The following is a 12,931-nucleotide window of genomic DNA, read 5'->3' as shown; positions in this document are numbered from 1 at the left end:
AATAAAATTATAAGTTAGGGTAAATCGGGGAGCGATCGCACAGCTTTTTCGATTTTACCCGGTTCTGAACAATAAGCGATCGTTACGTCCCGCACGCGGCGTGGATACGGACTCGTTCTTTTGTCCAAAAGCAAGTCAAAGCCGCGATCTATAGATACCGCTACCTGATTCGTAATCAAATACCGCTGGTGAAGCATTTGATCTCTTTGGGTTTCTTTCTTAATAGTTACTTTAAAGTTAGGAAAACTATATGCTGTTCTTATATCAGACTCAAACTGACGGATTGATGCCACAAAAATTGGTATTGGTATTTTAGCTTTGGATATACTAAGAGTGTCCAAGCCACTGCATACCTCAAAGATGCCTTTTATTCCCAAGCGTGACTTGCGGATAAAGACATCAAGAATCCATTCTAAGGTAAGTTTGTAGTTATCTCCAATCTGTCCTATATGAGGAGGGTTTGAAAACGACCGCCCGATCCATCTGTCGTATATTTTTATATGTTTCGCATCTCTAAACAGAGGAATCAGAATTTCTTGCTCGAATTTGTCCTGTTTCCATTCACTGTTAAGAATAAGGCGATCGCGCTGATTGAGGTGTACATTAAAGAATTTAGATATAGAATATTCAGCAACATCAACAACATCAACCGTTGAAACTGATGTTAGCTGTTTATTAGCACATTGGTTACACTTATCACTAGCAATAATAGCAGGGGGTAAGTAGACTTTCGCCATCCTAATACAGTTATGGCATGGTGCGGCTATACAATTTGCCTCGATTTTACTATTTAGCGACAATTCAACTAAACGATTTTTCTTCTTTAGTTGTTCAAGAAGTACCAATGCGGGCTTTCTGAACTTCAACGGCCACTTGTCAACGCCTTCAGACATAGCAGTCTTGATAAAGTTATTATCATCAATCAGAATTACACCATTTTTTTCTAAGTTTTGCAGTAGTGAGATGACGCTATTATAAAGACTAGCTTGGTCTTCAGGAATGGAAGTAAATACAGAAGGCAGCAGGATAGTTCGCACCAGCATATTAGTGGAAAATCTCGTTAAAGTCTTCTTCAAAGAACCCGTCTGGCCACTCATCAATAAAGTCGCCTTCTTCATCTAACCTTAAGTGTAAGCACTTCGATCCGTCATTGTCACGAGCTACATAAATAACCGACACATCTTCTGGCTTTAACTCTCCCTTACGAATTAACTTCTGAAGGCGCAACATCAAATGTTCGCTGTGAGTTTCGATAATAAACTGATTCTCGAAAGGAGGTTTGATGCACTCTGCCAGTAGCGAACCGAGTTCAGCTTGCAGGCGTGGGTGAATATGAATTTCTGGCTGTTCAATCAGCAGAGTTTGGTTGCGTGAAAGCATACTCTGAACAACGATTGGCAGCACTTGGCTAATACCAAATCCAACATCCAGAAGGCTAACATTCACCCCAGTGTATTTATCAACTAAGCGCAAGGCAAAAACGTCACTCAGTTCCGATGTTTCGTAGTTAGTGTAGGCGGCAACTTTGAGTTCATATCCCAAACCGAAGCCTTCTAGTTGGTCGTTCACCTGTTTCAGAAGTTCAGAATTTCTAAACAGGATATCTGATAGCATCTTTCCAGATTTTCCTACCTGTTGGCTTGAGTTACCGCTCAAGATGTAAAGTCGTTCAGGGTAGTCTCGCAAAGGGCCAATATAAATTGTATTCTCTAGGAAACGTCTAAACGTAGAGCAAGCCTGAAGCGTGACACCCAAAATGTCTGGTAGCCAATGGCGTCTGTTTTCCTGAAATAAATAGCGAATTTCTGGGTTAGAAAACTCCTCTCCAGGCAGACCATTTGACGTGACGGGCAGGAAGTTCCGACACAGCATCAATGAATGTAGATTCGCTTTTGAAAAGTCTTCTATAGCGGCATCGAATGTGTAGTTATCGAAGCGCTTCTGCAACCGAATTAATTGCTCAATCTCCTTCTGAAGTTTCTCCAACCGTTGTTTGTGTTGAGGTTGTTGCAGTTGTGCAGCTCGAATATTTTTCTGACGCACATGACTGTTTACCTCGGCAAGTGCGTTTTTGGCAAGTTTTGCTCCGTAAGTATCAAACCAAGCTTTCCAAAAGCTGTAGGCATAGTTTATGTTGTCTAGCTTGAGGACAGTCTCCTGATAACTACTTAGTTCCACTCCGAAACTGTCTTGTTTTTCAGGTTTATAGATAACCGCTGGGGAGGAATCGTCCCCAATAAATACATCTACTGAGGAGAAAACGACATTTGATGTATTTTGGTCGTAAGTGAAAGTGACTTGCAAACCTAAAAGCGCAGTCTGAATCAGCTTGTCCCTGACAAGGTTTTCAAATGGATTTGGTGTTTCGTGCTTGTCTACATCCAAAAGTACCTTGAACGAGAATGGCTTGCTGACATCGTGGCGATGGATAAATTCACGATAGCCACCGAGGTTAACTAAATTGCCTTTAGGTAGCAAAAGAGTTTCTGGGTTTTCGGCTTCTTGAAGAGTTTGCTTAAGCAGCAACAGCGATTGCAAAATGGAACTCTTGCCAGAAGAGTTTGGCCCATAGATGAGCGTAATTGGACGAATCGGAATTGTTTCTGGCCCAGCAAAGGCTTTGAAATTAGTAAGCTGGTATTCGCGCAGCACGCTCTTGTCTCCTGTGAAGCCTAAAGTCAGCATTAGGCCGTTCTTTTAAAATATCTCAGGACGCGCCGAACTGACTTGCACCCAGCTACGGGCTACGGATAATCTAATACACCATTGCTCAGCTCTTCCTCTGCTTCGGGGCGCGGGGCGGTTTGATTCTTTAATACCCGAGCGCCTCCTCCCCTCAACAGCCTTCGCGCGATCGCTCTTTTCCTCTCTTCCTTGGCGTTCTAACGGCTAGCGCCTTCGCTTCGCTGGGGCGTCTTGGCGGTTCAAATTCTTACACACGCGATCGCACACACTCAGCTTACCCGTCAACTACATATAGGGCAAAAGGGGTATTTTTGCAAGCTTTGACCCTATATCTGCGATCGCTTATAGTATTGAGTCTGACGATCGGTTCCTAGATAAAAAAGACTTGACCTATGGTTCGAGAGCTTGAGCGCGTAAGCCAGAGTAGCGAGTTTCCGCAAACTGCACCCGCTGCCAATCCCGTATTTTTCAGAACTTACAGCCGTCGCAGGGAAAAAGGACGCGAGGCGTGGGGAGAAGTGTGCGATCGCACGCTCCGAGGCTTAATCCAACTCGGAGAGCTACTCCCCCAAGAAGCAGCCATCATAGACCGTATGCAGCGTCAGATAAAAGCCCTACCCTCTGGTCGCTGGCTTTGGGTTGGTGGTAGCGAGTGGATTGAGAAGCCACAGAACTTTTCAGGCGCGTACAACTGTACAAGTACAAATGTACTAGATTGGCGTGCATTTGGCCTAATGATGGATTTGGCAATGATGGGCTGTGGCACGGGAGCGGTTCTCGAACCAAAATATATTAATCAGCTCCCGCCCATTCGTAATCGTCTCGTCGTGACAATGCAGGGGGACATTGGCACTACCCCTGCTCAGTTGCGCTGCGAACTGACAGAAGTCAAAATCGAGAGCCATCAAGCCACGATATATGTGGGAGATAGCCGCCAAGGCTGGGTAAAGTCTTATCAAACTTTGCTGGAATTATCTACGGATGAGCAATTTGCAGGCGAAGTTCAGGTTGTCATCGATCTGAAGAATATCCGTCCAGCTGGAGAACCTCTAAAAGGCTTTGGTGGGGTTGCCAATCCTATTAAATTACCCGAACTTTATCAACGTTGCGCGTCAATTCTAAATAAAGCTGTAGGACGGCAATTAAATTCAGTAGAATGCTGTCTATTAATTGATGAAGCAGCAGTTGTCGTGGTTGCTGGCAACGTGAGGCGGTCAGCTGGCATGAGACAGGGAGACAGCAACGATGAGCCATTTGCTAATGCTAAAGGCAACCTCTGGGAACAAGATGCTCAGGGGAACTGGCGTATCGATCCAGAGCGAGATGCACTTCGCATGGCAAACCATACCCGCGTCTTTCACCATAAGCCTGAATTGTCAGAATGTATTGAGGCTGTAAAAAAACAGTACTATTCGGGCGAAGGTGCGATTCAATGGGCTGGAGAAGCATTAGCCAGAGCTAACTCTGACCTGCTAACAACACTTGAAGTAAAGACTGACTTTATCAAAGCTTACGAACAAGGTAATGCCACAGATTGGTTCCATAAAAACTATCCAAACTTGCCTGCTGATGAGATAGAGCATCGGCTGCAACGTGTTGGTTTAAATCCGTGTGGTAAGTAATTTTGCCTCACGTTAAAAACCCCGCAAATTCGGAGAAAACTGAGATGTTAACTCCGAGGTAACTAAAGGAAATAAAAAGCCTTTAACACCGTAGAGCGTACCAGGTGAACCTTCTAAAGGAAGAATATAATCCTGGCAAGAGTGCGGGGCATTTACAACAAAAGTAAGTGAAAATGTACGCCGAACTACAGGGAAAATAAAACCTGTAGAACTAAAGGATAAAAAGCCTTTAGGGTAACAAATTTGGAAATTATAGGCTCTAACTTCCACTGTAATTTGTCAGAGGTACACCTCAATCAAATCGATCCGCTTAACTACAAAGAACAGGAGGAAGCTTTTACGGCGGGAGCATTATCTGTTGCCGCACTTCTTAACCACAAATTTGTTGAAGAGCGATACCGTAAATCACGCGAACTAGATCCAATAGTAGGAGTATCCTTCACAGGCTTATTTGACTTTTTTGTAAATGCCTTTGGGGTAGATTGGTTGCGCTGGTGGACAGAAGGACGCCCTGAAACTGCACAGGGATTAGAGTTTAAGCGGCAAGAAGAAGAATATCTAACTCGCTGGAAAGATATTGTGAATCGCGTGGTTTGGAATTACTGCGATCGCCACAATATCAAACGCCCAAATCGTTGCACTACAGTTCAACCTAGCGGCACAAAATCTCTGTTAACTGGTGCAAGTCCAGGCTGGCATCCTCCCAAATCTCAACGCTTCCTGCGTCGCATTACATTCAGAAAGAACGATCCCGTAGCCCTCGCATGCATCGACTACGGCTACAATGTCATTCCTTCTCAATCTGACAAAGATGAAAATGGGAATCTTCTGAACGATCCGTTCGATCCAAGATGCTCGGAATGGCTGGTAGAAATTCCGGTTGCTGTAGCTTGGGCCGATTTACCGGGAGCTGATGAAATTGACATTAGCAAATTCAGCGCCCTAGCTCAGATGGACTTTTATATGCAAGTCCAAAAATTCTATGTTCGACATAACACAAGCGCCACAATAGAGCTGCGCGAACACGAAATAGAATCACTAGGGACTCGAATTTATGAAGCTATTCGAGATGATGAAGGCTATATTTCAGCAGCACTCCTGGCGCGTTTTGATGCTCATCAAACATTCCCCCGCTTGCCCTTTGAGCCGATAACAAAACAGGAGTATCAGCAGACAGTCAAAGAAGTGGAAATGCGACGCAAGACGGATGATTTTCATGCTGCTTTGAAACGCTACGATCTAGGCGAGATTGCTGAAGCAGGCCCAGCTGGGTGTGACTCGGATAAGTGCCTGTTTTCAGATCAAAAGTCTCAATAGTGGCGATCGCGTTAGAATCGAGCGTGGAAACAAGTCTACCCGCAGAGCCAGGATACTTTCAATGTTCCTAGATGAATTCACTCCCGTCCTCAAAGAATTAGCCCAGCAGCCAGCCGCTTTCTTTGGCGGCTTCTTTTCTGGTATGTTCCGCCTCAATCTCTCGGATGACCCAGTAAAGAGCTGGCTAGATCAACAGACAGGTACTACAAGCTACACGACTTCTAATGGCGGAAGTGACAACGGCAGAAGCAGTGGCCCCCAGTCGATATCAATCGACTAAGGAGCAAGGAAGGCTAAGGCGCTTCCCCAATGACAACCGAAGGCGGTGGGGCGATCGCTACCGTTAGCGCGAACGGGGATCTGCTGGTAAAACGGCAGCCCCTTTGCATTACCTTAACCCAGCCCAAACCGCTATTAACTTGAATGCGGAAAAGCAATTTTTAACCAAAAAAAAACTACTTGGGAAAACCAAGTGTGTACGCTAAATAACTACTCACGACCAATTTAGTAAGCTATCATAGGACGAAACATCTAAAGTTCAGCCCTATCAGTGGTTGAGTTTCAGGCTTTGTTGCGGCACAAGTGGTCGCAATTTTAAACCATTCGCCATTGGTAAATTAAGTCTTGACCTTGCTTCAAAGGCAACGTCTTGCCATCTAGGATCTCTGAGCTTTAGTTTCTACTTCAGCTTTATCGATCGCAATGACTATTTACATCGGAAACCTGTCTTACCAAGCTACCGAAGAAGACTTGAAAGCAGTATTTGCAGACTACGGCGCCGTGAAGCGAGTCGTGTTACCCACCGACCGCGAAACAGGTCGCATGCGCGGATTTGCTTTTGTTGAAATGACAGAAGATGCCCAGGAAGATGCCGCTATTTCAGAATTGGATGGCGCAGAGTGGATGGGGCGTCAACTAAAAGTCAATAAAGCAAGACCCCGCGAGGACGACGGAGGCCGCAGCGGTGGTGGTGCTGCTGCTAAACGGGGCAGATTTTAGCTTGTTGAGCCATTCATCTGCTCTCAGAGTTTGTAACATACACTGATTTGGTAACTCCCATCAATCGTCGGATAGGCCGGGCAGTGAAACTGGTACAACCAACTTAGTTGTATCTGCCGATGTAAAACAGAAAGTAGGCACTCGCTCACGTTCGCGATGGTTCGTGCCAAACGGCTCAATTTGAGAGTTGTGAATAGTTCACTTAAGAGTGAGGGATACTGGCGAGTCTCCCATAGGCAAAATTAAAAAGTTATCGCTCAGGTTCGTAGTTGCGGAGTTAGGTGTAGGGATGCTGTAAAGCCAGTTTTCGGCTAACTCCGCACTAACTAAAAACTGGTGGTTAAGAGCGGATGGGCTTGACCAAGAAGCATCTACCTTAAGAAGGCAGATTAGTGGAGGCGGACAACCCCCACTATACAAGTTGGGAATTTAACATACCTGCAAAATGCTATGTGTGGCCGGGGCAAGTGGCGATCGCGTCGGACGCGATCGCCACTTGCCCTAAAATTTAGTCGCCCAGGCAAATCCCCAAGCCCCTGGCAGTTTTCACCAAAGTATCGTTCGGGTCTACAGCCCTGTATTGACCTATTGCGTCGCTAATGGGAACGCTGACAACTTCGCGGTTTTGCCAAGTCACAACATGGTCATACTTGCCAGCAGCGATCAAATCTACAGCAGCGACTCCGAAGGCCCCGCCAAGTAAACGGTCAAGTGGGGAAGGAATTCCGCCCCGCTGTACGTGACCTAAAACTGTGACCCGCGTTTCTGCACCACTAGCTATAGCGATTTCTTCGGCTAGATACTGGCCTATTCCGCCCAAACGACATTCGCCAAAGCGATCGCTATTCTTGATCGCATCGCCTTCCGCTGTACAAACAGCCTCGGAGACGATAACTATCGAGAAGTTTTTACCCATCGCCTGACGCTCTTTAATTTTGCGACAGACATTCTCCATTTTGTAAGGGATTTCTGGGATGAGAATGACATCGGCGCCACCAGCTATTCCGGCGTTCAGGGCAATATGACCCGCATCGCGTCCCATGACTTCTAGGATCATCACCCGACTGTGGCTCGCAGCAGTAAAGTGCAATCGGTCGAGTGCTTCGGTGGCAATATTTACAGCCGTATCAAACCCGATAGAACGCTCGGTACTGCCAACATCGTTATCAATGGTTTTGGGGATGCCCACTAGGTTGATCCCGCCTTGCTGGGCAATTTTTCGGAGAATAGCTAAACTGCCATCACCGCCAATGCCAATTAAGGCTTCTAAACCCAGCTGATGGTAGCCATCGATAATATCCGTCGAGCGATCGCGCAGGCTTCCATCTGCCATAGGGAAAGCAAACGGATTTCCCTTATTTGTCGTCCCCAAGACGGTTCCGCCCATTGTTAGCAAAGGGTCTACCTTATCAATCTCCAGGCTGACAACTTCAGGGGGACGACTCATCAACCCCAAGGTAGAGCGACAGATCCCCAGCACCTCCCAGCCATAGGAGCCAACCGCACGCCGGACAACTGCTCTAACAGTTGCATTTAGTCCAGCACAGTCCCCACCGCTGGTAAGAATTCCAATACGTTTTTGTTCTCCCATATTTTGGATTGCAGTAAAAAACTTGTTTTTGAGGCATCTGCCAAGCTGTTAAGTCATAAAATCGTAACTTACTAAACACCGATCCCCGCCCAACGCGATCGCACGTCTCGGCTGCGCGATAATCCTTACACAGCATACATCTATGGCAGATGTTTCCCTCGGGGGTGTATTGACCCAAACCTCAATAGTTGCTAATACTACTCTGATTTCACCTTCTGTATACTCTTAGAACAATAAACTTTGTCTAAAGATTTGAATTTCTATAGTTCTTCTAAAGTTAGAAGCAGCCTGTGAAATGGCTCCCTAAGATAGAAGGTAAGATGACCGGGCGTTGATAATCTTGGGGGCAGTACCTCACTAATACTCTGCCCTCCTCTACAAAGCATTATTCGATAGGAGGACAAAAACGTGTCCGACGCAGATCAGCCTTTCGTTCAGGAATACGCCCTGGATCGGGACTGCACAACGCTTTCTCGACATGTCTTACAGCAACTGCACAGCTTCTCGGCAGAAGCCCAAGATCTCAGTGCGATTATGAATCGCATTGCCCTTGCAGCAAAACTAATTGCTCGACGACTGAGCCGAGCTGGGTTAATGGAAGGCGTCCTGGGATTTACTGGCGGCGTCAACGTCCAAGGTGAATCCGTCAAAAAGATGGATGTCTATGCTAATGAGGTTTTCATTTCGGTCTTCAAGCAAAGTGGCTTAGTCTGTCGCATGGCATCCGAGGAAATGGAGGACCCCTACTACATTCCCGAAAACTGCCCGATAGGACGCTATACCCTGCTTTATGACCCAATTGATGGCTCCTCCAACGTAGATATCAATCTCAACGTCGGTTCCATATTCGCGATTCGCCAGCAAGAAGGAAGCGATGAAGATGGCACTGCCAGCGATTTGCTGCAAAATGGGCGCAAACAAATCGCTGCTGGTTACGTGGTATACGGCCCCAGCACGATGCTGGTTTATTCTATAGGCACGGGTGTTCACGCTTTCGTACTCGATCCCAGCTTGGGCGAGTTTATTCTTGCTAGCGAAAACATCCGCGTGCCAGACCACGGGCCGATTTATAGCGTTAATGAAGGTAACTTCTGGCAGTGGGAGGAATCGATTAGAAACTACATCCGTTACGTCCATCGCCATGAAGGCTACACCGCCCGCTACGGTGGTGCCTTAGTTGGGGATATTCATCGGATTTTGTTCCAGGGGGGTGTTTTCCTGTACCCTGGTACAGTCAAAAAACCGGAAGGAAAATTGCGGCTGCTTTATGAATCTGCTCCCTTAGCCTTTTTGCTAGAGCAAGCGGGTGGACGAGCCAGTGCAGGAACCCAAGATATTTTGGACGTTGTGCCAAAGGCACTCCATGCCCGCACACCTTTGATTATTGGCAGCAAAGACGACGTTTCCTTGGTGGAGTCTTTCATCAAGGAACAGTCGCGGGAGCAAACAGCCAACCGTCAGCCCTCGGCAGTTTGAGGGGCGGGAAGCTAGGAAAGCAAAACATAAAAAATTCTGTTTTTGCATGAGTGCTTTTTAACTTTTGCATTCTCAATTTTCTAGCTGATACCCCTTAGCCCATAATTGCTGATAGCTATTTAGAAAAAGACACTTTTTAGGAGAAAAAAATGACAGCGACAGGAAATAATCCTCTGTTTGAAATTGAAAAACAGTACGGTCAAAGCATCTGGATGGATAATTTGACACGCGATTTGATTCAGTCCGGAGAAATGAAGCGACTGATTGAAAGCCGAGGGCTGCGGGGACTTACGTCTAACCCAGCAATTTTTGAAAAGGCGATCTACGGTAACGCTATCTATGACGCCGATATCGAAAAAGGAATCAAAGCAGGTTTACCAGTTGAGAAGATTTACGAATCGCTGGTTTTTGAAGATATCCGCAATGCCTGCGATCTCTTTCGCTCAATATATGAGGAATCAAAGGGACAGGATGGTTACGTTAGTATAGAAGTGCCGCCAACTATTGCTCACGACACTGAAGCCACGATCGCGGAAGCGAAACGGTATTATCAAGAGATAGGCCGCGAGAACGTGATGATCAAGATCCCCGGCACTTCGTCAGGATTGCCAGCAGTAACTGAAGTAATTGCCGAGGGAATCAGCGTCAACGTTACCCTTTTGTTCTCGGTTCAAAGCTACGTTAATACCGCTTGGGCTTATATTAGCGGCTTGGAAAAACGGGCGGCTGAAGGTAAGGACATTAGCAATATTGCGTCAGTAGCTAGTTTCTTCCTGAGCCGAATTGACAGCAACATTGATGCAAAAATTGATGAGTTGCTCAAGACAGTGGGAACTGAGTCTCAGAACGAAGAAGCTCGCTTAAAGGTTGTGAAAGGCAAAGTAGCGATCGCCAATGCCAAAATCGCTTACCAGAAGTATAAAGAGATAATCGGTAGCGATCGCTGGCAGGCCCTCGCCGCTAAAGGCGCTAAAGTTCAGCGGCTTCTCTGGGCAAGTACCGGAACCAAAAATCCCGATTACAGCGATGTCATGTATGTCGATGAATTAGTAGGACAAGATACGGTAAACACCCTGCCACCAGCAACCATTGAAGCTTGCGCCGACCACTGCGATCCCGCAAGTCGTATTGAGACAGGCGTTCAAGAAGCCTATCAACTCATCGAAAGTCTCAAAGATCCAGATATCAACATCAATCTGGATGAAGTGATGGATGAACTACTCGCCGATGGTATCGAGAAATTCGTTACGCCCTACCAATCTCTGATTAGCTCTTTAGAAGAGAAAGTCAAAAAGCTTGCACCTGTTTAGGTAGCGATTGACAAGTAAGGACTGGTTGAAGGGAAAAAATTGCTAGAACCAAGATTGGCTCTGGCGTTTGTAAGAGTCTCTAAAACTACTCTGCGGATTAGGGAAAAGGAAGATAATTCTCGATCCCTAGTCCCAACTCAAAGCTAAATATGAGGAGCAAATTAACTCTGTAACTACACAAGTCAAATCTTTAACTCAGCAACTCGCAGAAATGACTGCACAATATCAATCATTATTAGCAAGACTTGAGGCTATTGAAGGAGCGAGGTAGATGGTAACACTGCTAGAAAATCCCCTGCGCGTAGGACTGCGACAAGAACGGGTACCCGAACCACAGATACTCGTAATATTCGGGGCATCGGGAGATCTGACAAAACGCAAACTGGTGCCAGCGATTTATCAGATGAAACGCGATCGCCGCCTGCCACCAGAAATAACAGTTGTAGGCGTAGCGCGTCGGGAATGGAGCCACGACTTCTTCCGCGAGGAAATGCGCGAAGGTGTAGAAGAATTTGGTGGCGGAATCGGCCCGCAGGAACTATGGGACGAATTCGCCCAAGGTTTGTACTACTGTCCTGGAGACATTGACAAGCCCGAAAGCTATCAAAAACTAAAAAAATTCCTCGAAGAACTAGACGGTCAGCGCGGAACGCGAGGAAACCGCGTCTTTTACCTTTCTGTTTCCCCCAACTTCTTCCCCGAAGCCATTCGCCAACTTGGTGCTGCTGGCATGCTGGAAGATGCCAGCAAAACTCGTCTAGGGATCGAAAAACCCTTTGGACGGGACTTAAATTCAGCACAGTCCCTTAACCGCATAGTCCAGCAGGTTTGTAAAGAAAAACAAGTTTACCGCATCGATCACTACCTGGGCAAAGAAACAGTCCAGAATCTCTTAGTATTCCGGTTTGCCAACGCCATTTTTGAACCCCTGTGGAATCGGCAATTTGTCGATCACGTTCAAATCACAGTCGCTGAAACCGTAGGCGTCGAGGATCGAGCAGGTTACTACGAAACCTCCGGTGCCTTGCGGGACATGATGCAGAACCACCTGATGCAGATTTTCTGCCTGACGGCAATGGAAGCGCCTAATTCCCTCGACGCTGACAGCATCCGGACAGAAAAAATGAAAGTTCTCCAAGCAACCCGCTTGGCTGACTTACATAACCTGGAGTTATCAGCGGTACGGGGTCAATATTCAGCAGGCTGGATGAAAGGTAAACAAGTACCTGGATATCGCCAAGAACCAGGAGTCAATCCTAACTCCACGACTCCAACTTATGTGGCAATGAAGCTGATGGTGGATAATTGGCGCTGGCAGGGAGTTCCCTTTTATATGCGAACGGGGAAGCGTTTACCCAAAAAAGTTAGCGAGATTTCCATACAGTTCCGCGCAGTTCCGTTCCTAATATTCCAATCTGCCGCACAACAGGCAAGCGCCAACGTGCTGACTATGCGCGTTCATCCCAATGAGGGAATTTCACTGCGCTTTGAGGCGAAAATGCCGGGGCCAGATTTGCGGACGCGGACGGTAGATATGGACTTTAGCTACGGTTCTTCGTTTGGCATAAGCACATCCGATGCTTACGATCGCTTGTTGGTAGATTGTATGTTAGGCGACCAGACATTGTTTACCAGGGCTGATGAAGTGGAAGAAGCATGGCGTATTGTGACGCCAGCACTATCCGCTTGGGAGGGCTCGACCGATCCCGCTTCTGTTCCCCAGTATGAAGCTGGAACTTGGGAGCCAACTGAGGCTGAACACTTGATTAACCAAGACGGTCGCCACTGGCGCAGGCTGTAGATATAAGTAGTTCACTTTTGTCTGGAAACGAGTGAAGCTAGCGATCGCAACGCGACCCGCGATCGCCTCGCTAATTGCCCTAATCGCGCAATTATTAGGTTTTTGTCATCTAAGAGCCAACCAGATTTTA

The 12,931-nt window shown here is 46.7% G+C and carries 10 protein-coding genes; 7 read left to right on the top strand and 3 right to left on the bottom strand.

What is annotated here, in order from left to right; genetic code table 11:
- Positions 1 to 14: 14 nt before the first annotated feature.
- Positions 15 to 1,097: a hypothetical protein gene (locus H6F77_RS19755; RefSeq protein ID WP_190490314.1), complete on the bottom strand. Its 1,083-nt coding sequence runs from the start codon at positions 1,095 to 1,097 to the stop codon at positions 15 to 17.
- Positions 1,045 to 2,685, bottom strand: coding sequence for an AAA family ATPase (locus tag H6F77_RS19750; RefSeq protein ID WP_190490312.1), 1,641 nt, complete (start codon positions 2,683 to 2,685; stop codon positions 1,045 to 1,047). The genes H6F77_RS19755 and H6F77_RS19750 overlap by 53 nt, the downstream gene beginning before the upstream one ends.
- 392 nt (positions 2,686 to 3,077) lie before the next feature.
- Between H6F77_RS19750 and nrdJ (H6F77_RS19745) the strand changes: the two genes are divergently transcribed.
- The 4 genes from nrdJ (H6F77_RS19745) to rbp all read left to right on the top strand — a co-directional run bounded on the left by nrdJ (H6F77_RS19745) (position 3,078) and on the right by rbp (position 6,623).
- On the top strand, positions 3,078 to 4,307 hold the full coding sequence (gene nrdJ, locus H6F77_RS19745) for a ribonucleoside-triphosphate reductase, adenosylcobalamin-dependent (protein ID WP_190490311.1): 1,230 nt from the start codon (positions 3,078 to 3,080) through the stop codon (positions 4,305 to 4,307).
- 243 nt (positions 4,308 to 4,550) lie between these two features.
- A complete protein-coding gene (gene nrdJ / locus H6F77_RS19740) occupies positions 4,551 to 5,624 on the top strand; it encodes a ribonucleoside-triphosphate reductase, adenosylcobalamin-dependent (RefSeq protein ID WP_242022340.1) in 1,074 nt (357 codons plus the stop codon).
- 61 nt (positions 5,625 to 5,685) lie between these two features.
- The gene (locus tag H6F77_RS19735) at positions 5,686 to 5,904 is read left to right on the top strand and encodes a ssl0294 family protein (RefSeq protein WP_190490309.1); all 219 of its coding nucleotides are present in this window, start codon (positions 5,686 to 5,688) and stop codon (positions 5,902 to 5,904) included.
- A 422-nt stretch (positions 5,905 to 6,326) separates the two neighbouring features.
- Positions 6,327 to 6,623 (top strand): RNA-binding regulator, encoded by a 297-nt coding sequence (gene rbp / locus H6F77_RS19730; protein WP_190490306.1) that lies wholly within the window; start codon positions 6,327 to 6,329, stop codon positions 6,621 to 6,623.
- 508 nt (positions 6,624 to 7,131) lie between these two features.
- Here rbp and H6F77_RS19725 read toward each other — a convergent pair.
- Positions 7,132 to 8,214, bottom strand: coding sequence for an ATP-dependent 6-phosphofructokinase (locus tag H6F77_RS19725; RefSeq protein WP_190490304.1), 1,083 nt, complete (start codon positions 8,212 to 8,214; stop codon positions 7,132 to 7,134).
- A 408-nt stretch (positions 8,215 to 8,622) separates the two neighbouring features.
- Here H6F77_RS19725 and fbp point away from each other — a divergent pair, with 408 nt between their 5' ends.
- The 3 genes from fbp to zwf all read left to right on the top strand — a co-directional run bounded on the left by fbp (position 8,623) and on the right by zwf (position 12,801).
- Positions 8,623 to 9,690: a class 1 fructose-bisphosphatase gene (gene fbp, locus H6F77_RS19720; protein ID WP_190490302.1), complete on the top strand. Its 1,068-nt coding sequence runs from the start codon at positions 8,623 to 8,625 to the stop codon at positions 9,688 to 9,690.
- 149 nt (positions 9,691 to 9,839) lie between these two features.
- Positions 9,840 to 11,000 (top strand): transaldolase, encoded by a 1,161-nt coding sequence (gene tal / locus H6F77_RS19715; RefSeq protein WP_190490299.1) that lies wholly within the window; start codon positions 9,840 to 9,842, stop codon positions 10,998 to 11,000.
- A 271-nt stretch (positions 11,001 to 11,271) separates the two neighbouring features.
- Positions 11,272 to 12,801 carry a glucose-6-phosphate dehydrogenase gene (gene zwf, locus H6F77_RS19710; protein ID WP_190490296.1) on the top strand — a complete coding sequence of 510 codons (1,530 nt, stop codon included), beginning with the start codon at positions 11,272 to 11,274 and terminating at the stop codon, positions 12,799 to 12,801.
- Positions 12,802 to 12,931 lie beyond the last annotated feature (130 nt).

This window comes from Microcoleus sp. FACHB-831 (genome assembly GCF_014695585.1).
In the GTDB taxonomy this organism is placed as follows: Bacteria; Cyanobacteriota; Cyanobacteriia; order Cyanobacteriales; family FACHB-T130; genus FACHB-831.
This window is presented reverse-complemented; position numbering and strand designations above follow the sequence as displayed.